A 22,185-nucleotide genomic window follows, 5' to 3' on the forward strand; every position below is an offset into this window, starting at 1 on the left:
CTACAAGTGTTAAACAATGAGAGTTGTGGTTTTTAGTATGTCCTGAACTGGTGACAAGACGACCAGCACCTGAAAAAGAGTTTCTTATAAGGCGTTTAATAATATCACTAACTTAGTAATAACAGAAGCAAGGACGTCTTTCTCAACATTATGGGATTTTGAAGAAGAGTGATGAGATAAGATGATAATTATCTGACAATATTGTTTGACTTGTCAGATTGATCTTTATAGGCATTAAAGAAGTGAATTCTAAACAATAAACAAGTTATTTTTTAAGAATGTTTTAAGCATTAAGCACTATTCTTAAAAAAGAATCCGATTTAGTTGTCGGTTTTCCCATTTAGATCACCAAAGAAAGTCATCTAAGAGGTGTAGTTACTAGTTATGCTAAAAAAAGAACACAAAAATAACATTTAAATATTGTTTTTATAATGTAAATATTATATTATAAAAATGCCGTTTAAAGTTTATTAAAGGATGGCTAATTTTTTTCAAGGAAATCAGGAGGTAACGATGTTTTTAAATCAAAAACAACGCTTTTCTATTCGTAAATATTCATTTGGAGCAGCATCTGTTCTTTTAGGGACTGTTCTTTTAGGTCTAGCTGGCCCTGAGGTGTCAGCTGATAATGTACAGCAGGAGACTGTTGAACAATTCTCTAGCGCGGATAATGTAGCTCAATCAAAATCAGGAAGCTCTGCGATGGAAGCGGTTGCCAAAGAACCGGTTTCCGAAACAGCCCCAGAAACTACTACCCCAGTTGATACAGTAGCAGAAACTACTGAGATGTCAGAAATTCAAAACCAAGAAATGGCGAGGGCTGCACTAGCTGACGAAGAAATGGCTAACTCTTTTTCTAGCCCAAATGCTTTGCAAGGTGAGAGAGCGGCTTTAGAAGAAGAACAACAAGCACTTACAGCTGCAATAGAAGCTGTTGAGGCTGCAGAAGGTGCATTAGAAAACCTTAAACATAGGTTAGTTGAACTTAAAAGAGATGGTGTAATTAATCCAACAGAGAAAAGTGAAGTAGACCGCATGAATGAAGAGGTAAAATCTTTAAAACAAGGGGCTCTTCCATTGGTTGAAAAATTGCCACAAGACGAACGTAGAAATGGACTGCAAATGCGTCTGGATAATATAATTCCAATTGAAGTGGAAGTCAATGATAAAAATTACAATTATCGTCCGGATGATATAGAGGCTGCGCTTGACGAGGCTGAAAATGCAATAGTTTCTGCAGAAACAGCGGAGAAAACGGGTGATGCCGAGCAAATAAAAGAAAAAAAAGACTTAGCCACTTCGTTGGTAAAAAAAGTAGAAGCATCGGTTAACAATGATATAGAAAACTATCCCGAAATAAAGAACTTTAATGAACGTTTGAATGTTATCAAAACACCTGAAGTAAGCGACGCTGACAAAGAAATGAGCGACGAACCCGAACTTTCGGATGAATCTAAGACGGATAAGGAAGAAATAGATTGGGAGGCCGAAAATAATGCGTTTCAGGCAGCAAAGGACGCTATCAGAGATGCCGAAGCAGCATTGAAAGCTGTTGAAACTAAAATAGCTGAATTAAAAGCTGCTGATGGTCCTATTAGTCCTGCTGATAAAAAAGAAGTAGAACGATTAAATAATGAACTTACGAAGACGAAAAAAGCTGCTTGGGATTTGGTTCAAGAGTTGAAAAATGATTCGTTTAAAAATTCGCTCATGGAAGCACTTAACGGAATTAATCTGACTGAAAGGCCTGAAATGGGCGATGCTAAAAAAGAACAAAACGACCAACCAATTGATGACGATTCAGTCGCAAAGGTTGTCCCTGAGACAGATAAAGAAGATGCTAACAAAGTTGCTGAAGCAGAAAAAGCAGTTCAAGCAGCAGAAGCTGCGGCTAAAGCGGCAGAAGCTAAGAAAGCAAGATTATCTGAAGGAAAAATTATCAAAGAATCAGACAAAAGGGAGGTTGACAGATTAAATACTGAAACAACAACTAAGAAAACACTAGCTAAGCTAAAAATCGATGATGTAAAAGATCCTGATAAAAAGAAACCATTAGAAGATCGACTCAATCAAATCCAAATTACATCTGTAGATGTTAATGATGAAAATGACAACGGTATTCTTGATAGTGTAGAAAAAGCTAAGGAAGAGGCTACAGCTAAAGCAGCTGTTTCGGCAGCAGAAGAAGCAATTCAAAAATTAAAGGCTAAATTGCAAGAAGATAAGGCAATTAGCAAAGCAGATAAAAAAGAATTTGAAGCACTAAATGAAGAAATAACAACTAAGAAAAAAATTGCAGAACCATTGGTAGAAAAATTATCAGAAGGAACGATAAAAGAAGATTTGAAAGAGCGTCTTCAAAAAGTTCAACCGATTGATATAACCGTTAATGATGCTGATAATAACGGTGTACCTGATTTACAAGATCAACAAGTAACGGCTGCTAAAGAGGTTGTTAAATCTGTTGAAAAACTTGGTAAGGATGCTGAAACTAAGAAGAACGACATTGCATCAGATAAAATCGTCACTCAAGCTGAAAAGGATCAATTAGACAAGTTAAATGCACTTATTACTGAACAAAAGAGAGTGGTGTCATCATTCATTGACAAATTACCACATGAAAAAACCAGAGCTGAACTTCAAAAACGTCTTGATGCAGTGACAACACAAATAGTGCAAGTTACTGATAAAAAAGATGCCGCAGAGATCGAAAAAGGCACTGATGAAGACATCAAACAAGATGATAACAAAGATAATGGAAAAGGTGCAGAACCAGGAACTAGAAAAGATTCCGAATCAAATACCGGCAATAACGATGACGAAGGTATCAGTTCAAATACCGAACAAGATATTAAAAAAGATGTAGCTCCAGACGTTACCCCCGATACTGGAAAAGTCCCTCAAATAGATTCTAAAGAAGGCAGTGAAGTAGCCCCAGAACAAGGTTCTGAAGATAGTACATCAAAAGACACCGAAAAAGATGTCGCCCCAGAAATCAAACAAGATTCCGAATCAGAATCTGGCAATACCAGTGAAGAAGGTACTGAGTCAAATGTTGAAAAAGATTCTAAGAAAGATGTAGTTCCAGACACTAAACCTGAAGTTGGTAAAGACATTCAGAAAGATTCCGAAGAAGCAAATACCAAACCAGATGGTGAAGATGCGTCTAAGCAAGCAGACCTTGCTGCAGCTGAAGCAGCTGTTAAAGCTGCGGAAGAAGCAGCGCAAGTAGGTCTAGCCAAGAAAGCAACCGTAGAAGCTGATAAAGCAGTTTCTCAAGTAGAAAAAGATGCTCTTGATAAGTTAAATTCCGATACCAAAGGTAAGAAAGATAAAGCTACTCTAATGGTTGAAGATTTGCCTACAAGTCCAAAGAAAACAGAACTTGAAAAACGTCTCGCTGCAGTGCAAGAATCTAAAGTTGAAGTTAATGACCGCAATAATAATGGCAAACCAGACGACGAAGACAAGGCTGCTGAAGAAGCTGCTGCAGAAAAAGCTGTTCAAGTGGCCGAAGGCGCTGCAAGATTAGCTGAAGCTAAGAAAATTGAAGCATTAACAGACAAAAAAGTCACTCAACAAGAGAAAGATGAGGTTGATCAATTAAGTGCTGACGCAATGGCTAAAAAAGAAGCTGCAACTCCATTGGTAGAAACATTATCTGAAGGCGATAAAAAGGCAGAATTGGTAAAACGTCTGGCTGCAGTAAAACCCGTCACTGTTGAAGCCACTAAAGAAGATGATGACGCTAATCAGGAAAAACCACAACAACCAGAAGTACCGCAAGTCCCAGACATGCCAAATGTTCCAGGGGCACCAAATGTTCCGGAAGCACCACAAAAACCAGAAATGCCAGAGCAACAGCCAGAACAACCGCAAGTCCCAGAAACACCGAAGGCACCAGAAGCACCAAAAGTGCCAGAAACACCGAAAGCGCCCGAAGCACCGAAGGCACCAGAAGCACCAGAAGCACCGGAGCAACCGCAAGTGCCAGAACAACAGCCAGAAGCGCCGGAAAAACCTGAGATGCCAGAAACACCGAAAGCGCCCGAAGCACCGAAGGCACCAGAAGCACCGGAGCAACCGCAAGTGCCAGAACAACAGCCAGAAGCGCCGGAAAAACCTGAGATGCCAGAAACACCGAAAGCGCCCGAAGCACCGAAGGCACCGGAAGTACCAGAAGTACCAGAGACACCGGAAGCACCGAAGGTCCCAGACATGCCAAATGTTCCGGAAGTACCACAAAAGCCTGAAATGCCAGAGCAACAACCGGAGCAACCGCAAGTGCCAGAACAACAACCAGAAGTGCCCGAAGCACCGAAGGCACCGGAAGTACCAGAAGTACCAGAGACACCGGAAGCACCGAAGGTCCCAGACATGCCAAAAGTTCCGGAAGTACCACAAAAGCCTGAAAAGCCAGAGCAACAACCGGAGCAACCGCAAGTGCCAGAACAACAACCAGAAGTGCCCGAAGCACCGAAGGCGCCGCAGCAACCAGAAGCACCAAAAGTGCCGGAGCAACCGGAAACACCAGACGCACCGCAAGTCCCAGAAACACCGGAGGCACCGGAGCAACCGCAACAACCAGAAGTACCGGAAATACCGAAGGCACCGGAAGCACCGAAGGTCCCAGACATGCCAAAAGTTCCGGAAGTACCACAAAAGCCTGAAATGCCAGAGCAACAACCGGAGCAACCGGAAACTGATAAGTCTCAAGCGGAACCAAAAGTTGCCGGAAGACCTGATGTCAAGAAGCCTGAAATGAATCCAAAAGTTGATGATTCAGAAAAAGTCCGTTCAGCTAAGAGAGGTCAAACAGTCCTCCCAACAGGAACGAAATCTCCTGAACGAGTGACGTCACCACAATTAGTTAAGAAATCAATACCATCTCAAACAAGGAGTGAAGAGAGCCTACCAAGGACAGGTGAGAGAGGTAATCAATTAGCAGCCGTTTATGGTGGTACAGCCATTGCCTTAGCTGCCTTGTTTAGTTCTAGAAAACGTAAAAGAGATCGTGAAGAATGATGACTGACTATTTTACAAGCTAGATTTTGAAGAATTGACATAATCAAAATGAAACAGGTCAAGAAGTCTGGTTAAAGCTGCAAAAGCACCTCAACGTTAGGTATTCCTAGCTATTGAGGTGTTTTTCATTATACTGGCCTTTTGACAACTTCGTCGGGTGATTTATAACGTAAGTGCCTAGCAACAGGCTTCGTTTGTCCTCTCTCTACCAATATACTGTTAGTGGATCATGGCTTTGGTGGGTACTATCCTGTCACAATCGCTTGTTCCTTTGGAAGTTTCGTAGTCTCATCACTTTAAGAAGAAGGAAAATAGGGACCATTTTATCTACATCGATGTTGCCTTATCTGATTTTGGTTTCAATGAGTATCTCACATTGAATATTTTAAGTTACCCATTCTTTGATTGCTCTCTGTTATTGGCAATTTGAGCCGATTGCTTTGACGAGTGAAACATGTCTTATGCTATAATTAATTTATGTGTATTTTTAATGCTAATCAGTTAGCTTATCAAGTCGGTGATAAGTTAATTCTGAAAGATATTTCGTTCTCCGTTCAAGAGGGTGAGCGGGTAACGTTAGTGGGTCCTTCTGGGAGCGGTAAGAGCAGTCTATTGAAACTCTTATCAACGTTGGTGACGCCATCTTCTGGTGATATTAGTTTTGAAGGTCGCTCGGTGATGACATTGAATCCTGTGGAGTATCGTCGTCAGGTTTCCTATTGCTTTCAGCAGCCTACCTTGTTTGGCAATACTGTTCGGGATAATATGGCCTTTCCTTTTGAGATTCGCCAGCTTCCATTTGATGAAAAGAAGGTCTTGAGTCAGCTTCCTCGAGTCAATTTAACGCCTAATCATCTAGAACAAGACATCAAGGACTTGTCAGGTGGTGAAAAACAGCGTATTGCTCTATTGCGCAACCTACTTTTTGAACCAAAGGTCCTGTTACTTGATGAGGTGACTGCTGGTTTAGACAGTGCTACCAAGCGTCTAGTTAACAAGGTGATTGCCGATTATCACGCCAAGGGTCATACGATCATCGAAGTTACTCATGATGAGGAGGCAATTCAATCAGCTAGTCGTATCATTACCATCGAGAAAGGGGGATTAGTTGATGACAAGCGTATCCGTCAGTAATCTATCACTCGTTCTAGCCTTTGGCTTAGTGCTTTTAGCGGTTGGGCTCAGCGCTAAAGAAAAATTGGGTTTGGGTAAAGAGATTGCTATCGCTGTTGTGCGCACCGTTATCCAACTGGTCGTGGTTGGCTTTGTCTTGCAATACATTTTCCGAGTTAACAATATCTTGTTAACTGTTGCCATGGTCATGGTCATTATTTTTAATGCCAGTCGTCAAGCACACTCACGCAATCCTAATAGCAATAAACACTTATGGCAATCTTGGCTGGCGATTTTACTATCGACTACTATAACTTTAGGAATTCTGATAGCTTCAGGTGCCATCAAGGTTATACCCTCCCAGATCATCCCTATTTCGGGGATGATTGCCAGCAACTCCATGGTTGCCATCGGTCTAAGCTATCGAGCCGTGTACAGTCTGTTTACCGACCAACGTCAACAAGTTTTGGAAAAATTGGCTCTTGGTGCACCTGTCAAAATGGCTTCACTCTCTATTTTGCGACAAGCTATCAAAACAGGAGTACAGCCGACCGTCGACTCTGCTAAAACGGTTGGCCTAGTTAGCTTGCCAGGGATGATGTCAGGTTTGATGTTCGCAGGAGTAGACCCAGTCTATGCCATCAAATACCAAATCATGGTTATGTTTATGCTGCTATCAGCCACGAGTTTGGGTTCTGTGATTGCCTCGTATTTTGCTTACAAAACTTATTTTAATGAACGTATGCAGCTTGAATTTTAATTTATCATGTCGCACCAAAAATACTAACGGAAGACACGGCGATGGCCGTGTTTTTTTGTTTGATTTATGATAAAATGATACGGATACTACAGTTTTGTACAAAATTGAGTTTGGTTCTTTGATAATCAGATTGAGTTTTGTAAAAAACAAGGTATCTAAAGATTCATGAGATGAGGTAAACAAATGAGTAAACACGTTTTTGAAACGACTTTTGCTGGCAAACCTTTAGTGGTCGAAGTTGGCCAAGTGGCTAAGCAAGCTAATGGGGCTACAGTTGTTCGTTATGGTGAGTCAACAGTGCTAACAGCAGCTGTTATGTCTAAAAAAATGGCAACAGGTGATTTCTTCCCCCTTCAAGTCAACTACGAGGAAAAGATGTATGCTGCTGGGAAATTCCCGGGTGGTTTCAATAAGCGTGAGGGACGTCCATCAACAGATGCAACCCTAACGGCGCGTCTCATTGACCGTCCTATCCGTCCCATGTTTGCAGAAGGGTTCCGTAACGAAGTTCAAGTGATCAACACGGTCCTTTCTTATGATGAGAATGCTAGCGCGCCGATGGCTGCGATGTTTGGGTCTTCATTGGCACTTGCTATTTCAGATATTCCTTTCAAACGTCCCATCGCAGGTGTGCAAGTGGCTTATATTGATGGAGAATTTATCATCAATCCCGATAAGGCTCAAAAAGAAGCTTCTGCTCTTGAGTTGACGGTGGCTGGTACTAAAGAAGCCATCAATATGGTAGAGTCTGGTGCCAAAGAATTATCAGAAGACATCATGCTTGAGGCTCTTTTGAAAGGTCACCAAGCGATTCAAGAGTTAATCGCCTTCCAAGAAGAAATTGTCGCCGCAATCGGTAAAGAAAAAGCAGATGTGGAATTGCTTCAAGTTGACCCCGAAATCTTCAAGGAAATTAACGAGAAGTACTATGATGACTTGGCGCGTGCCGTCCAAGTGGAAGAAAAATTAGCGCGTCAAGAGGCAACTCATGAGGTCAAAGAGCAAGTTTTTGGAGAGTACACTACTCGTTACGCTGAAGATCCAGAATTTGAACGCATTTATCGTGATGTGGCTGAAACTTTGGAGCAAATGGAGCATGCGGAAGTTCGTCGTTTGATTACTGAAGACAAGATTCGTCCGGATGGTCGTCGCGTTGATGAAATCCGTCCATTGGAAGCGGAAATTGACTTCTTGCCAAAAGTTCATGGCTCAGGTCTCTTTACACGTGGACAAACCCAAGCACTGTCAGTTTTGACGCTTGCACCGATGGGAGAAACACAGATTGTTGATGGTTTAGATCCTGAGTACAAAAAACGCTTCTTACACCACTATAATTTCCCTCAATATTCTGTTGGAGAAACGGGCCGTTATGGAGCCGCAGGACGTCGCGAGATTGGCCATGGTGCCCTTGGCGAGCGTGCGCTGGAGCAGGTCTTGCCAAGTTTGGAGGACTTTCCATACGCGATTCGCTTGGTAGCAGAAGTCTTGGAGTCAAATGGTTCATCATCGCAAGCTTCCATTACAGCTGGTACCTTAGCCCTCATGGCCGGTGGTGTTCCCATTAAAGCTCCGGTTGCGGGGATTGCCATGGGTCTCATCTCAGATGGTACTAACTATACAGTCCTAACCGATATTCAAGGTTTGGAAGACCATTTTGGTGACATGGACTTTAAAGTGGCTGGAACTCGTGACGGTATTACAGCTCTTCAAATGGATATTAAAATCGAAGGTATTACGCCGCAAATCCTTGAAGAAGCTTTGGCGCAAGCCAAAAAAGCGCGCTTTGAAATCCTTGACGTTATCGAAGGAGCTATTGCTGCACCACGTCCACATTTGGCACCGACAGCACCCAAGATTGATACCATCAAGATTGATGTGGATAAAATCAAGGTTGTTATCGGTAAAGGTGGCGAAACGATTGATAAAATCATCGCTGAAACAGGTGTTAAGATTGATATCGACGAAGAAGGAAATGTTTCCATCTACTCTTCAGACCAAGATGCTATTGATAAAGCCAAAGAAATCATCGCTGGTTTAGTTCGTGAAGCTAAAGTTGGCGAACTCTATCATGCCAAAGTGGTTCGTATTGAAAAATTTGGTGCTTTTGTTAACCTTTTTGACAAGACAGATGCTCTTGTTCACATTTCAGAGATTGCTTGGACACGTACCAATCGTGTAGAAGACGTGCTTGAAGTTGGTGAAGAAGTGGATGTCAAGATCATTAAAGTTGACGAAAAAGGTCGCATTGATGCCTCTATGAAGGCTTTGGTGCCACGTCCGAAACCAGTCAAAAAACCTGAAGAAAAGTCTTCAGATAAAAAGGAAAGCTAATCATGGAAAGATTTAACATTGAGTTGGGCTTGGCCCTTCGTCAATTCATTGACGAACCAGATAATTTTCTGCGTAGCATTGCCCTAGTCAATAGTATGCATCTGTATCCTGTTCTGGCTAGTTCAGAACCCTATGCCATTGCTATCGATGGGCAAAAGTTGACCCCTGTATTTACGAGTAAAGAGGACCTCGAGACATTTTGCCATGAACATCCGTCAGCTTCAAAACAGGCTTGGATTGAACGTTCAGCCTTAGATATTCTTGAAGAAGTGATTTTACATCAGTTGACAGGTTTGATTTTCAATGTTAAGAAAACAGGCGATTTTAGTAACTCAACGATTTTCCAATCGAGTGAGATGATTCAGTTTGTCAATACTTTTACAGAATTGATTAATGACATCATGAGTGATGACAATCAAGCTGCTGACTTGTTAGAAAAAGTCTATTTGGTACCAGTCTTTATTTATCCCAAAGCGGATGGGACACATGAGCGACGTTTTCCGACGATGGCAAATGAACTGGACCAAAGTTTTGTGCCCGTCTTTTCAAGCCTGCCTCATTTTGCGGACTGGTATAACAATGAAGAATTCGGCTTGCCATTTAGAGAAATGGGTGGTTCAGTCTTTGTTTGGAAATTAGAAGAGATTCTTCAAAAAGATCGTCAAGAAGCTGGTGACACTTTAGGTGTTGTGGTTAATCCTTTAGCAGAACAGCAAGCGATTGTTGAGTGGGCAGGTATCACTCAATAAGAAGGATATAAAAACGGCTAGGCTAATAAGGGTTTAGGATGAGATAAAAAAGGAAAAGGAGGACTGCTATGGGCTGGTGGCGAAAATCAATCGATATTGTTAAAGAGTTAGACCCAGCGGCTCGTACGTCTTTAGAAGTGGTTCTTACTTATCCTGGTATCAAGGCTCTTGCAGCACATCGCCTTTCCCATTATTTATGGCGACACGGGTTTAAATTGATTGCGCGGATGCACAGCCAATTTTGGCGATTTTGGACCAATATTGAAATCCATCCAGGGGCTGAGATCGCTCCTGGGGTTTTCATTGATCACGGAGCTGGCTTGGTGATTGGTGAAACGGCACTGGTAGAGGAAGGTGTTATGCTCTATCATGGGGTGACGCTTGGCGGGACTGGAAAAGATACTGGTAAAAGGCATCCAACCGTCCGCCGTGGTGCGCTGGTCTCTGCCCACTCTCAGGTTATTGGACCAGTTGAGATTGGCGAAAATGCTAAGGTCGGGGCTGGTGCCGTTGTGGTATCAGATGTCCCTGCAGATGTGACGGTGGTAGGTGTTCCTGCTAAGGTGGTTCGTGTGCACGGGAAAAAAGATGAATTAGTCAACCATGCAGTTGAAGAGGACCGCAAGAGTCATTACTATGCTTCCAAAATGGAAGAAGCGGCGGATAAGAGTCATCAGTCATCCCACCTTTAAGTCGCCTAATCCACCGTAGCTAGTACATAGAAGGTGATTAAAAAAGGAGTATTAAAGATGAAACGTTTTTTGAAGCTCAATGGTTTGTTTTTGCTTGCTTGTAGTTATCTTACCATCTTACTGTTACGCTTATTAACGAAACCATCAGTTGAAAAGGGCGATTTGTTTTTAACTGTTGTCTGTTTACTAGGGCTTGTATCAGGTGTTTGGACCATGTACCGTAGAACCGCTATGCGAAAAAATAACAAGGAGAACTAAGTGATTAAAATTTACGATACCATGACGCGCAGTCTCCGTGACTTCGTGCCTTTAGAAGAAGGTAGAGTCAAGATGTATGTCTGCGGGCCAACGGTGTATAACTATATCCACATTGGAAATGCTCGCTCAACGGTGGCCTTTGATACGATTCGTCGTTATTTTGAATACCGTGGCTATCATGTTGATTACATTTCTAATTTCACTGATGTGGATGACAAAATCATCAAAGCGGCTAAGGAAGCGGGGATTTCTACCAAAGAGCTGTCTGATAAGTTCATTGCGGCTTTTATGGAAGATACCGCTAAGCTAGGTGTTAAACCGGCTACCAAAAATCCTCGCGTTATCAACTACATGGAGCAGATTATCGCCTTTGTGGAAACTCTTGTGGAAAAAGGCTTTGCTTACGAGTCACAGGGTGATGTGTATTTCCGTGTGGAAAAGTCGGAGAATTATGCTAAATTAGCGAATAAAACGTTAGCTGATTTGGAAATCGGTGCTTCAGGTCGTACTGATGAGGAGACAGCCCGTAAGGAAAATCCAGTTGATTTTGCCCTTTGGAAATCTGCTAAAGATGGCGAAGTTTCTTGGGAAAGTCCTTGGGGAGCGGGTCGTCCAGGTTGGCATATCGAGTGTTCGGTGATGGCAACAGAGATCTTAGGTGATACGATCGACATTCATGGTGGTGGGGCTGATTTGGAGTTTCCACACCATACTAATGAAATTGCCCAGTCTGAAGCTAAAACTGGTCATACCTTTGCAAACTACTGGATGCACAATGGCTTTGTCAATGTGGATAACGAAAAAATGTCCAAGTCACTAGGCAACTTTGTGACAGTTCACGACATGTTGAAAACAGTGGATGGTCAGGTGCTTCGTTTCTTCTTAGCGACGCAGCAGTACCGCAAGCCGGTTAACTTCACTGAAAAAGCCATCCATGATGCAGAAGTTAATCTTAAATATTTGAAGAATGCTTATCAACAGCCTATCCAAGAATCTGTGGATAAGAATGATTTTGAAACCTTCAAATCACAGTTTGTAGCAGCTATGGATGATGATTTCAACAGTGCCAATGGCATTACGGTACTCTTTGATTTAGCCAAGTGGATTAATTCTGGTCATTACACTGTGACGATTAAAGAAGAATTTGCAGCTATGCTGGCCGTTTTTGGCATTGTTTTCCGAGAAGAGGAAGACGAGGTTCTGGATGCTGATATCGAAGCTTTGATTGCAGAGCGGCAAGAAGCACGTGCCCATAAAAATTTTGCGCGTGCAGATGCGATTCGTGATCAGTTGGCTGAGCAAGGGATAAAACTGTTAGATACTAAGGATGGTGTGAGGTGGACGCGTGACTAAAGCCAGCCAAGTGGATGTCCATTTGATTAATGGGATTGCCCTTGCTTTTGAAGGAGATGCCGTTTATTCTTACTATATTCGTCGTCACCTGATTTTTACAGGACAGACCAAGCCTAACCAACTTCACCGTTTGGCAACGCGCTATGTATCAGCCAAGGCACAAGCCAGCCTTATCACGGCGATGTTAGAAGTGCAGCTTTTGACCGAAAAAGAAGAAGATATCTACCGTCGTGGGCGCAATACTAATAGTCACACCAAAGCTAAGAATGCGGATGTCGTGACTTACCGAATGTCGACGGGTTTTGAAGCTGTGATGGGGTATTTGGATATGACTGATCAAACTGAGCGTTTGGAAGAATTGATTGCTTGGTGTATTGATTGGGTCGATCAGCAAGTTTAAAAAGAAGGAAGTTGGGATACAAGTACCCAGCTTCCTTCTTTGTTATGGTAGTTGTTGACGGCATTGTGACCATGGTTGGCTCGGCTTTGGTTTTTGAGCTCAATGTGTAGCGTTTAAGCGGCAATAGTAACTGTTTGCCTGTTCTCCTTTACAGTTGTTGATGCTCTTCATTATTGTTGTCATGGAGGATGGCTCATTGGCTAATGAAGGTTATTTTGATGGAAACCAAGATGCCTTCAGAACTATAACCTAGCCATAAAAAAAGCTGGAGTACTCATTAAGAAAATCCTCCAGTTTTTATGTATCGTTAGGACGCAAATGCCTTAATTTTAAGAACAGCATTGCAATTAGGAAGTGCCTTTCTAAACTGTTTTACGACAATCGAGTGAGTATGTCATGTCAATTTTATATTATAGTGGCGCTGGTTTGTTTCATGTCACGGTATCCATAAGGCATAAAGGTAGGAAAGGCAGCTGAAACTAAAAATAAGGTAAAACAGACCGATACGAATACTCTGGAATGGTTTATGAAGTCGAATTAGTGTCAATAACGTCCAAACGATTAGGACTGTGACGAACCAGCCGGAGATGAGACGTCGTGGCGTCAATCCAAAAAGGTAGATGTAAATACCAAAGAGTTTCCAAGCAGCAAGAAGGGCAAAGATAAAAGAGAAGGTGAAAAAGATAGTTAGAAGGAATCTACCCACCTTTTGATCCCAGATGGGAGAAGATACTAAAAAGTAGCTTGCAGCAAGTGTCGTAAAATTCAAGAGGGCTACGCGGACCAATTGCCAAAAACCAGAGACAGCAGTTTCAGAAGCTGCTTGTGGGCTAATCGTTTGCGCTTGAAACAGTGTTTGTAGATCAGCAAAAGCAAGTATTAGAAAAAGAGCATAAATAAGGCACAAGCTACCAATGATAATATAGCTGCTGAAGGTGGGAAGAATCCTGCTGCTATCAAGTTTTTCTTGGAGAACTTGGTAGTTTTCATCAGTTTGTGATCCTTTGATGAGTGGAGCAAAAAGCAGTCCATAGAGGTAGGCTCCTATCGGTAGAGATAAAATGCCGTAGCGAAGAAAGTCGATGACATAATCGTACCAGCTGAACTGGAAGAAGGTAGCATTCAACTGAGTAAACCAGTGATCAGTGACTAGTTTAAAATGCTGAGAGACGGCTTGAAGCTGGCTGATTGCAAAGGCAACTAGTAAAACTGCGACACCAATCGAGCCTAAGAGTGTCAAGGTAAATTGGGGATTTAGTTTGGACTTGTTAGACTGTTGAAGACGAGGGTGACTAAGTATTTGAGAGCGAAGGCGAATGCTTTTGATAGGGATAGTCCAAAAGCCTCGCCAGGCATCTCTCAAAAAGAAAACACCAAATCGCCCTTGAATAAATTGCTTGTTGCGAGCTAGGACATAGTAGACGAAGGTTAGATGGAGTCCAAATAGTCGAAAGAAATCAAATTGGGCTTGAATCCCCCAAATGGCAAATCCCAGTAATTGGAGAAAGAGAGAGCCGAGCAGCAACCTATCTTCTGGTGATTTTTGTTTGACGCTATCCAGATACACTTGGTTTGGCTGGTTCCACTCGGTGATGATAATCGTCAAAAGCGCCGCTAAAATTAGGTAACTAGGATTGTGATTAAAGAGATTGACAATGTAAAAATAGGCTGGAAGATAGGTGAGTTGTGCTCCGATTTTATAATGATTAAATTCTGAATCAGAGAGTTTTTTAAGGTAGAGAGGGATAAGAGGTTTCTTGAAAGAGGAAGATTTTGTCACGTTTTGGTTACTCGCTTTCTGTATCAGGAATATACTCTATGATGTCACCTGGTTGACAGCCCAATTCGCGACAAAGAGCATTCAAGGTTGAAAAGCGAATCGCTTTGGCCTTGTTATTTTTTAAAATCGATAGATTGGCTGGGGTTAGGTCAATTAGTTCAGCTAAGCGCCCTGAACTGATGTGTTTTTGTGCCATGACTAGGTCTAAGTTGATACGAATCATAAATGCCTTTTCCCCTTTCTTATATGGTGTAATCAACATCATTTTGTAATTCAACAGCTTTGCCAAAGGCATTTCGGATAACCCGGATAACCAAAGTCAGCGCGATGCCAGCTGCCGTAATTAAGAGCATGGGAATGTAGCAAGTTACGCCCATCAGAAAAGAAATGGCAGTGATGGCGGCAGCCTCCCATCCTAAGATTTGAAGACTGCGAACATTTAGCTCAATAAAAATAAGGTCTTTTCCAATTCTGTTGATCAATTGAAATAAATGGTATAAGAAAATTAAGGAAAGAAAGCCAATGCTATACCCTAAACATAGCATGGTCAGGTAGCGCTGCGTGCCTTCCAGAAGCGGTGAGGGATAAATAATTGCTAAATCAACGACCCAAGTTCCCGTTGAAAGGAGAATAATAGCTCCTATAAAAAGAACAATTAAGCAAATTTTGGTTAAAACAATACTGAAATCTTCATAACTGTTATGATTCATGATGACATCTCCTGATTAATGTTGACATTAGTATACCATAATTTTATCGAATATCAATAAAAAAATATCGTTTTTTAATAATTAATAATTGAATAACGATAAAAAGATAACCGATTACCCTTACGTTCAGATAAGCTGTCAAGAGATCAGCTTATCAAGACGCTGTTGCAGGAGTTATTGTAGGCGTCTTTGATTATCATTCTTAGGGCTGATGTCATCACTTTTGTTATCTGTCATAATAAGTTGAATGGAGGATGTAATTATGGCAGATCAACGAATGGCTTATCATATAGATAGTAATATGCAATTTCCTTTAGTGGAGATTGATTTGGAAGCAGGAGAATCCGTGTATTTGCAAAAGGGTAGTATGGTTTATCATACCCCGGGTGTTCAGCTAAATACTCGACTAAATGGACGCGGAGAAGGCCTAGGAAAAATGTTGGGTGCTCTTGGACGGTCTGTGACGTCGGGAGAATCTATCTTTATTACCCAGGCTATTTCGACAGAAGACCATGGACGATTGGCTCTAGCGCCTTCTATGCCAGGCCAAGTCATAGCGCTTGAATTAGGCGAAAAGCAATACCGTCTCAATGATGGTGCTTTCTTGGCTTTAGATGGATCGGCCCAGTATCGAATGGAAAGACAAGCAGTCGGTAAAGCTTTCTTTGGAGGTCAAGGTGGTCTCTTTGTCATGACGACTGAAGGACAAGGAACCCTTTTAGCAAATACTTTTGGTTCGGTTAAAAAATTGGAACTCCATGGAGAGAGTATGACGATTGATAATGCCCATGTTGTGGCATGGAGTGATTCGCTAGACTATGATATCCACTTAGAAAATGGTTTTTTACAATCTATTGGTACTGGCGAAGGTATTGTCAATTGTTTTAGAGGCTATGGTGAGATTTATGTGCAGAGTCTTAACATTGAAACCTTCTCTAAAGTAGTAGGAGGACACTTTGCTACTACTGGCAACTCTAATAGAGGTAAGGTAGACAGTTTTTTGGATTTGTTTTAAGGCTATCTGATGAGTCGAGTCAATGACTAGGCTCTTTTTGTAATTAATTAGCTAATAAAAATCAAAAGTAGACCAAGCACTGAGGATGCAGGTAGAGTGGAAATGCGTCAGACCAAGTCGACATTGATTTTCATTGAGTATAAAGCTCATCTGGAATGTCAATCGCTTGGACAGAGATCAATTAAAGTGAGAATTTTTATCAGAAATCTTCTGTCATTTCTTTAGCTGACCAAGCTGACTTATGCTATAATAGTATGGATTGGCAAGGACAAAAGAATGTGTATTTGCCCAAAGCTATTGATAAAAAAATATTATAGGAGACAGACATGTCAAACGATATTCGTGTGCGCTATGCACCAAGCCCAACGGGTCTTTTACATATCGGTAACGCCCGTACAGCACTATTCAACTACCTCTATGCACGTCATCATGATGGTCAATTTATTATCCGTATTGAAGATACAGATCGTAAACGTCACGTTGAAGATGGTGAACGCAGTCAGCTTGAAAACCTTCGTTGGTTGGGGATGGATTGGGATGAAAGCCCTGAAACACATGAAAACTATCGTCAGTCTGAACGTCTAGAGCTTTACCAAAAGTACATCCAACAATTATTAAATGAAGGGAAAGCTTATAAATCATACGTTACAGAAGAGGAATTAAAGGCCGAACGCGAACGCCAAGAAAAGGCAGGAGAAACGCCACGTTATATCAACGAATTCCTTGGTATGTCTGAAGACGAAAAGGCAGCCTACATCACAGAACGTGAAGCGGCAGGCATTATTCCAACGGTACGTTTGGCGGTTAATGAGACAGCTATCTACAAATGGACGGATATGGTGAAAGGCGATATCGAGTTTGAAGGTGGCAACATCGGTGGTGACTGGGTTATTCAGAAAAAGGATGGCTTTCCAACCTACAACTTTGCCGTTGTTGTGGATGACCATGATATGAAAATCTCTCACGTTATCCGTGGAGATGACCATATTGCCAATACACCAAAGCAACTCATGGTCTATGAAGCTCTTGGTTGGACGGCACCTGAATTTGGTCACATGACCCTGATCATCAATTCCGAAACAGGTAAAAAACTCTCAAAACGCGATACGAATACCTTGCAGTTTATTGAGGATTACCGTCGCAAAGGGTACTTACCAGAAGCGGTCTTTAACTTTATCGCTCTTCTTGGCTGGAATCCTGGTGGTGAAGATGAAATCTTCTCTCGTGAAGAATTAATTAATCTCTTTGATGAGCATCGTCTCAGCAAGTCTCCAGCTGCTTTTGATCAAAAGAAATTGGACTGGATGAGTAATGACTACATCAAGAATGCAGACTTTGACAAGGTATTTGCACTTTGCCAACCTTTCCTTGAAGAAGCTGGTCGTCTTACAGATAAAGCTGCAAAGCTGGTGGAACTCTATAAGCCTCAGCTAACAGCAGCGGATGAGATTGTCCCATTGACAGACCTTTTCTTCTCTGACTTCCCTGCTTTGACTGATGCGGAAAAAGAAGTGATGGCAGGTGAGACTGTTCCAACAGTGCTCGAAGCCTTTAAAGCTAAGTTGGAAGCTATGTCAGATGAAGACTTCCAGCCAGACAATATCTTCCCACAAATCAAAGCTGTTCAAAAAGAAACAGGAATCAAAGGGAAAAACCTCTTTATGCCAATTCGTATTGCTGTTTCAGGTGAAATGCATGGTCCAGAATTGCCAAACACTATCTATCTGTTGGGTCGCGATAAATCTATTGAACACATTGACAACATGTTGCAAAGTCTTTAATAGCAGAAGAAGAGCGGGACTTACCTGACTCTTCTTTTCTAATCTTATCGATATAAAGAAAGACTATCAGATACTTATCAAATTATCCAGAAGGGAGGGATAGATGGAATTTTTTGGAATGGAACAGTACCTACTAGAATTCACAGCAATTTGGTTTATTTACCAAGATTTGAGGCAGAGAAAACTAAACAAATATCACTTCCCTTTTTATTTACTATTATCAATAGTCTTGGCAATTATCATCCGAGTAAATGCCTTCTTACCTCTATGGCTTACTTTTTTACTGCTGTCTCTATTAGAAAAAGAGAAAAGAACCCTTTGTAGGCATTTATTCTATACTGGCCTGTCAGTAGTACTTGTAGACTTACTTTTAAGGTATTTTTATATCTTTGTTTCTCCAACCTTATTAAGGGGAATACATTATCCATCCTATTTAACCCCTTGGGTGACAATCGTCATTTTCCTGTTTTTAATACCAACAACTAGGGCCTTGCGGCGTCTCTTTCGTTTGGATTACCCAACCATTCTGAACATTCCAGATAAACAGGTTCAACGTTATATTTATGGCATGAATGGTCTCTTTTTACTTTATTATATTGTTCATTATCTAGTTCTCTTTAACCATTCATCAGTAATGGCTGATTATGACCGTGTAGCACTTTTTGCCTCTGTCATGGTTCTGGTTTATATGTTAACGCTTTTAAATCGAAAAGCTAGGGAACGTCATATATCCGATGTTGAAAGAGAAGAGCAGCAATACTTGGCTAATTTGGAACAATACAGCCAACATTTGGAAGGTATTTATCAGAATATCCGGTCTTTTAAGCATGACTATGACAATATCTTGATTAGCCTTAATGATAGTATTTATTATGGAGATATTGATGAGATTAGGCTCTCATTTGAAGAAGTGTTAAAAAAATCCCAGGATAGAATGAAAGATGAAGATTATTTATTCTATCAGTTGATTCCGATCGCCAATAATCATATTAAAATGGCTGTGACCAAGGATTTGTTGGAAGCCAAACAGTTAGGCATTCAGGTCTCCGTACTACTTCCGGATTCAGAAGACATCCCTATGCTAACTCAAAAGGATGCTGTTACCTTGCTTCATCATATGCTTCAACTGGGTATCCATCATGCTAAACTCAGTAAAAAGCCAAGTTTAAGGCTAGTGATTAAAACAATTAAGAATGGCTGTGAGATCAGTGTCTCTTATAGCACGTTTGTAAAATCATTAGTCTCCGGTTGTTTACCACTTGACAGGCAAACCCCTTCCTTAGACAATAAGGGCACAAGGACACATCTTGTCCAAAAGATTTTTCAAGATAATCCTAACCTTTCGGTGGTTTTTACAAGTGGTTCTTACATGGCTAAGGATACCTTGATTATCTATTCAAATGAACAGGAGGAAGCATGAGCTTAGAGTTGATTAAGGACTTTTTAGCCTTTGTGATCATGTGGATGATGTACTGGCTGATATTTCTCCACATCAGTGATATCACTATCAAAAAACGGTATTTATTCCCACTTGCCTTTTCGCTTATTATTGTTAACTACTGTTTTCAATTAGAGACCTCTCCTTTTATTTTTGGTGTGTTTTTAGCCATTTATTACTATCGAAATCCAAAGGAAAGTTTTTACAAGTATATCTTTTATGCTTTATTTCCTGTTGTGACGGTGGATATTTTTGCTAGGTCAATGGCTCTATACCTACTGTCACCGCTCTTAGACATCAGCCCTGAAGTGCTTAGTAAAGAATACGCTCTGTTATACCTTAGTTACGGTAGTGTTTTTCCTATCTATTACTTTTTTAATAAAACCCTAAACCTTAATTTTAAATATATTCAAAAAGGGTCAACGGCTAAAAAGAACTTTTTATCGAATATGTTTAGTGGCCTTTTACTGAGTTATTATGGTATTTTTACTTATAGTGTTTTAGCAAGGCGCTTATTTCCAGGCTCATTTAATTTTTGGGATTATCGTCAGCAAATCATGCTTATTTACATGTTCCTATATTTCTGGTTATTGTCCGAAATTAATCATGAAGCAAAGCTAGAAATGGATCGCAAACTGGCAGCAGCCAAGGCTGAAAAAATCAAAGCGCTAGAAGATTATAATCAGCATATTGAAAAGTTACATGGTGATATGCAAAGTTTTAAGGAATATTATGAGCAATCTTTTAACACGTTGCGTACCTTCATTAATGCAGGACATTTGGAAGCCATTCAAAAAGCTTACGGAGAATTGATTGAGGGACGGAAAATGAAAGTTGACCGTTCGCAATATGAATTAGGACGTTTAGCTAATCTAAAAGTTTCTCCGATTAAAAGTATTTTATCGACCAAGATGATTGAAGCCCAAAGCCAAAACGTTGAAGCCTTTTTAGAGATTCCAGATAGGATAGATGGAATTTATCTAGATGTTTTGGATATGGTCATTGTCTTGTCTGTCTTTTTAGACAATGCCATTGAAGCTGCCAAAGAATCACCTAGACCACACATCAGTGTTGCTTTTTTTAAGAGGGAAGACAGCCAACTACTCGTTGTTGAAAACAGCATAAGTAAGGATAGCGTTGATATCGTTAAAATATTCCAAAAAGGGTACTCGACCAAAGGACCAAATAGGGGGATAGGTTTAGCCAATGTTCGACAGATTTTAGAAAATTATCCGGAAACCGTTCTATCTACCAAGATGGGACATCATAGCTTCACCCAAATTCTAGAAATGAGACCAGAGCCATGAATATTTTTATCTTAGAAGACAACGTCTGTCAACAAGAACGATTATTGGGAACGATTAAAGAGATTTTAAAAGAAGAAAACTTATCCACACGTCATTTAGCAGCTTATAGCAAAGCCTCTAATTTACTCGATAATGTTAAAGAAAGAGGAAGCCATCAGCTCTTTTTCTTTGATATTGAAATCAAAGATGAGGCTCGTAAAGGCTTGGAAGTTGCCTCAGAGTTACGCCAGATGGACCCCAATGCGGTGATTGTTTTTGTAACAACCCATTCAGAATTCGCACCAATTAGCTTTAAATATAAGGTTGCTGCTTATGATTTTATTGATAAGATGCTGGATCCGGATGATTTCAAAGATCAGGTTCGCGACAGTATTTTATACACTGCCAGTCTATCCAAAGGGGTACAGACGGAAATAGAGTATTTTGATTATAAATCTGCTAAAGCACAAGTTAAAGTACCACTTCATGACATCTTGTATTTTGAAACCTCTCAAACGGCACATAAATTAATTTTAAGGACAAAAACAGAACGCCTAGAATTTTATGCTAGACTTTCCGATATTGAAAAAATGAGTGATAAATTCTACCAAAGTCATCGATCGTTTTTAGTCAATTTAGACAATGTGAGTGGTGTTGATAAGACCGAACAATTGGTTTATTTTGAAAATGGGGAGTCCTGCCTAGTCTCACGTTTGAAAGTCAAAACCTTAATCGCGAAATGGGAAAATAACATTTCAGGACGAAAAAATGACATTTCATGATTTTTGACTGGTTAAATTTAGGTGATGTGATAAACTAATACGTGTAGAGGCGAGGAACTCTCTCTCTTAAAAATTGACTGTTCGATACATTTCAATAATCTCCAACCTCGCTTCCTAATTTAATCTCCTTTCTAGTTTTAATCTCCTAATTTAACTAGAAGTTAAAAAACCTGTCATTCGTGGCAGGTTTTTTGACGTTGTCAATAAGCCAGTGTCCAAATATTTTTGGTATAGTCGAATGAATTAATACTCATCGAAAATCAAAATCTGAAATCCATCCATTTTCTATGAACAATCGATTTCAAATCAGACCAATAGAAGTGTTGAATCACTTCTTGCGGCTTGTTCATCACGTCATCAAGTGTTTTAAATATTTTATTCTTAAAGCCTCTCTTACGAATCTCAGCCTAGACTTGCTCAATAGGATTCATCTCTGGTGTAGAAGGAGGAATGAACTCAAAGCCAATGTTGGCAGGTTTCTCTAACGTCCTTGATTTATGCCACACAGCCTATCCATGATGAGTAAAATATAATCACGAAGATAAGTTAAGCTGCCGATTTGAGTTCTGTCGTTTAGTCTTGTGTAAAGTTCATATCGTTATTATAATTCAGATTTTTTCAGTGAGTATAACTTTGAGACAAAGAACTGAGATGCGGGCAGCACTTGAGTAGGGCAAGATGAAAGTGACGATGTCTCAATCTTAATTCAAAA

The 22,185-nt window shown here is 40.7% G+C and carries 17 protein-coding genes and 1 pseudogene; 14 read left to right on the forward strand and 4 right to left on the reverse strand.

What is annotated here, in order from left to right:
* Positions 1-513: 513 nt before the first annotated feature.
* The 9 genes from A2G56_RS08210 to A2G56_RS08250 all read left to right on the forward strand — a co-directional run bounded on the left by A2G56_RS08210 (position 514) and on the right by A2G56_RS08250 (position 12,681).
* Complete coding sequence (locus tag A2G56_RS08210) at positions 514-5,025, forward strand: GA-like domain-containing protein (protein ID WP_062711354.1); 4,512 nt, start codon at positions 514-516, stop codon at positions 5,023-5,025.
* A gap of 477 nt (positions 5,026-5,502) precedes the next feature.
* On the forward strand, positions 5,503-6,159 hold the full coding sequence (locus A2G56_RS08215) for an ABC transporter ATP-binding protein (RefSeq protein ID WP_062711356.1): 657 nt from the start codon (positions 5,503-5,505) through the stop codon (positions 6,157-6,159).
* A complete protein-coding gene (locus A2G56_RS08220) occupies positions 6,137-6,898 on the forward strand; it encodes an ABC transporter permease (protein WP_062711358.1) in 762 nt (253 codons plus the stop codon). Before A2G56_RS08215 ends, A2G56_RS08220 begins: the two co-directional genes overlap by 23 nt.
* 183 nt (positions 6,899-7,081) lie before the next feature.
* The gene (pnp, locus tag A2G56_RS08225) at positions 7,082-9,229 is read left to right on the forward strand and encodes a polyribonucleotide nucleotidyltransferase (protein ID WP_062711361.1); all 2,148 of its coding nucleotides are present in this window, start codon (positions 7,082-7,084) and stop codon (positions 9,227-9,229) included.
* Positions 9,230-9,231: 2 nt separating this feature from the next.
* Complete coding sequence (locus A2G56_RS08230; RefSeq protein WP_082785134.1) at positions 9,232-9,978, forward strand: hypothetical protein; 747 nt, start codon at positions 9,232-9,234, stop codon at positions 9,976-9,978.
* Between the two features lie 68 nt (positions 9,979-10,046).
* Positions 10,047-10,670 carry a serine O-acetyltransferase gene (gene cysE, locus A2G56_RS08235; protein ID WP_062711366.1) on the forward strand — a complete coding sequence of 208 codons (624 nt, stop codon included), beginning with the start codon at positions 10,047-10,049 and terminating at the stop codon, positions 10,668-10,670.
* A 57-nt stretch (positions 10,671-10,727) separates the two neighbouring features.
* Complete coding sequence (locus tag A2G56_RS08240) at positions 10,728-10,928, forward strand: hypothetical protein (protein ID WP_062711369.1); 201 nt, start codon at positions 10,728-10,730, stop codon at positions 10,926-10,928.
* Complete coding sequence (gene cysS / locus A2G56_RS08245) at positions 10,929-12,281, forward strand: cysteine--tRNA ligase (RefSeq protein ID WP_062711372.1); 1,353 nt, start codon at positions 10,929-10,931, stop codon at positions 12,279-12,281.
* On the forward strand, positions 12,274-12,681 hold the full coding sequence (locus A2G56_RS08250) for a Mini-ribonuclease 3 (protein WP_062711375.1): 408 nt from the start codon (positions 12,274-12,276) through the stop codon (positions 12,679-12,681). Before cysS ends, A2G56_RS08250 begins: the two co-directional genes overlap by 8 nt.
* A 436-nt stretch (positions 12,682-13,117) precedes the next feature.
* On the opposite strand, the gene A2G56_RS08255 is transcribed toward A2G56_RS08250, so the two are convergent.
* Genes A2G56_RS08255 through A2G56_RS08265 form a run of 3 tightly spaced genes read right to left on the reverse strand, consistent with a single transcriptional unit; the run spans position 13,118 to position 15,171 of the window.
* A complete protein-coding gene (locus tag A2G56_RS08255; RefSeq protein WP_062711379.1) occupies positions 13,118-14,461 on the reverse strand; it encodes a DUF4153 domain-containing protein in 1,344 nt (447 codons plus the stop codon).
* Between the two features lie 7 nt (positions 14,462-14,468).
* A complete protein-coding gene (locus A2G56_RS08260; RefSeq protein WP_062711381.1) occupies positions 14,469-14,684 on the reverse strand; it encodes a helix-turn-helix domain-containing protein in 216 nt (71 codons plus the stop codon).
* 19 nt (positions 14,685-14,703) lie between these two features.
* Positions 14,704-15,171, reverse strand: coding sequence for a DUF2975 domain-containing protein (locus A2G56_RS08265; RefSeq protein ID WP_062711383.1), 468 nt, complete (start codon positions 15,169-15,171; stop codon positions 14,704-14,706).
* Between the two features lie 262 nt (positions 15,172-15,433).
* Between A2G56_RS08265 and A2G56_RS08270 the strand changes: the two genes are divergently transcribed.
* The 5 genes from A2G56_RS08270 to A2G56_RS08290 all read left to right on the forward strand — a co-directional run bounded on the left by A2G56_RS08270 (position 15,434) and on the right by A2G56_RS08290 (position 21,473).
* Positions 15,434-16,186, forward strand: coding sequence for a TIGR00266 family protein (locus A2G56_RS08270; RefSeq protein WP_062711385.1), 753 nt, complete (start codon positions 15,434-15,436; stop codon positions 16,184-16,186).
* 326 nt (positions 16,187-16,512) lie between these two features.
* Positions 16,513-17,967, forward strand: coding sequence for a glutamate--tRNA ligase (gene gltX, locus A2G56_RS08275; RefSeq protein WP_062711387.1), 1,455 nt, complete (start codon positions 16,513-16,515; stop codon positions 17,965-17,967).
* Between the two features lie 103 nt (positions 17,968-18,070).
* Positions 18,071-19,387, forward strand: coding sequence for a hypothetical protein (locus A2G56_RS08280; protein WP_157761210.1), 1,317 nt, complete (start codon positions 18,071-18,073; stop codon positions 19,385-19,387).
* Positions 19,384-20,712, forward strand: a complete 1,329-nt coding sequence (locus A2G56_RS08285) for a sensor histidine kinase (protein WP_062711391.1) — start codon at positions 19,384-19,386, stop codon at positions 20,710-20,712. Before A2G56_RS08280 ends, A2G56_RS08285 begins: the two co-directional genes overlap by 4 nt.
* Positions 20,709-21,473 (forward strand): response regulator transcription factor, encoded by a 765-nt coding sequence (locus A2G56_RS08290; protein WP_062711393.1) that lies wholly within the window; start codon positions 20,709-20,711, stop codon positions 21,471-21,473. The genes A2G56_RS08285 and A2G56_RS08290 overlap by 4 nt, the downstream gene beginning before the upstream one ends.
* A gap of 260 nt (positions 21,474-21,733) precedes the next feature.
* Here the strand turns inward: A2G56_RS08290 and A2G56_RS10505 are convergent.
* Positions 21,734-22,008 (reverse strand): annotated as a pseudogene (locus A2G56_RS10505) (transposase); the annotation flags it as partial.
* Between the last annotated feature and the right edge of the window lie 177 nt (positions 22,009-22,185).

It is taken from the genome of Streptococcus halotolerans (assembly GCF_001598035.1).
GTDB lineage: Bacteria > Bacillota > Bacilli > Lactobacillales > Streptococcaceae > Streptococcus > Streptococcus halotolerans.

Coding starts and splice junctions, on each gene's coding strand:
- A2G56_RS08215 (WP_062711356.1), top strand. CDS start 5,503: ATGTGTATTTTTAATGCTAATCAGTTAGCTTATCAAGTCGGTGATAAG.
- A2G56_RS08265 (WP_062711383.1), bottom strand. CDS start 15,171: ATGAATCATAACAGTTATGAAGATTTCAGTATTGTTTTAACCAAAATT.
- A2G56_RS08220 (WP_062711358.1), top strand. CDS start 6,137: ATGACAAGCGTATCCGTCAGTAATCTATCACTCGTTCTAGCCTTTGGC.
- cysE (WP_062711366.1), top strand. CDS start 10,047: ATGGGCTGGTGGCGAAAATCAATCGATATTGTTAAAGAGTTAGACCCA.
- A2G56_RS08240 (WP_062711369.1), top strand. CDS start 10,728: ATGAAACGTTTTTTGAAGCTCAATGGTTTGTTTTTGCTTGCTTGTAGT.
- A2G56_RS08270 (WP_062711385.1), top strand. CDS start 15,434: ATGGCAGATCAACGAATGGCTTATCATATAGATAGTAATATGCAATTT.
- A2G56_RS08280 (WP_157761210.1), top strand. CDS start 18,071: ATGGAATTTTTTGGAATGGAACAGTACCTACTAGAATTCACAGCAATT.
- A2G56_RS08260 (WP_062711381.1), bottom strand. CDS start 14,684: ATGATTCGTATCAACTTAGACCTAGTCATGGCACAAAAACACATCAGT.
- pnp (WP_062711361.1), top strand. CDS start 7,082: ATGAGTAAACACGTTTTTGAAACGACTTTTGCTGGCAAACCTTTAGTG.
- A2G56_RS08285 (WP_062711391.1), top strand. CDS start 19,384: ATGAGCTTAGAGTTGATTAAGGACTTTTTAGCCTTTGTGATCATGTGG.
- A2G56_RS08230 (WP_082785134.1), top strand. CDS start 9,232: ATGGAAAGATTTAACATTGAGTTGGGCTTGGCCCTTCGTCAATTCATT.
- A2G56_RS08290 (WP_062711393.1), top strand. CDS start 20,709: ATGAATATTTTTATCTTAGAAGACAACGTCTGTCAACAAGAACGATTA.
- gltX (WP_062711387.1), top strand. CDS start 16,513: ATGTCAAACGATATTCGTGTGCGCTATGCACCAAGCCCAACGGGTCTT.
- A2G56_RS08210 (WP_062711354.1), top strand. CDS start 514: ATGTTTTTAAATCAAAAACAACGCTTTTCTATTCGTAAATATTCATTT.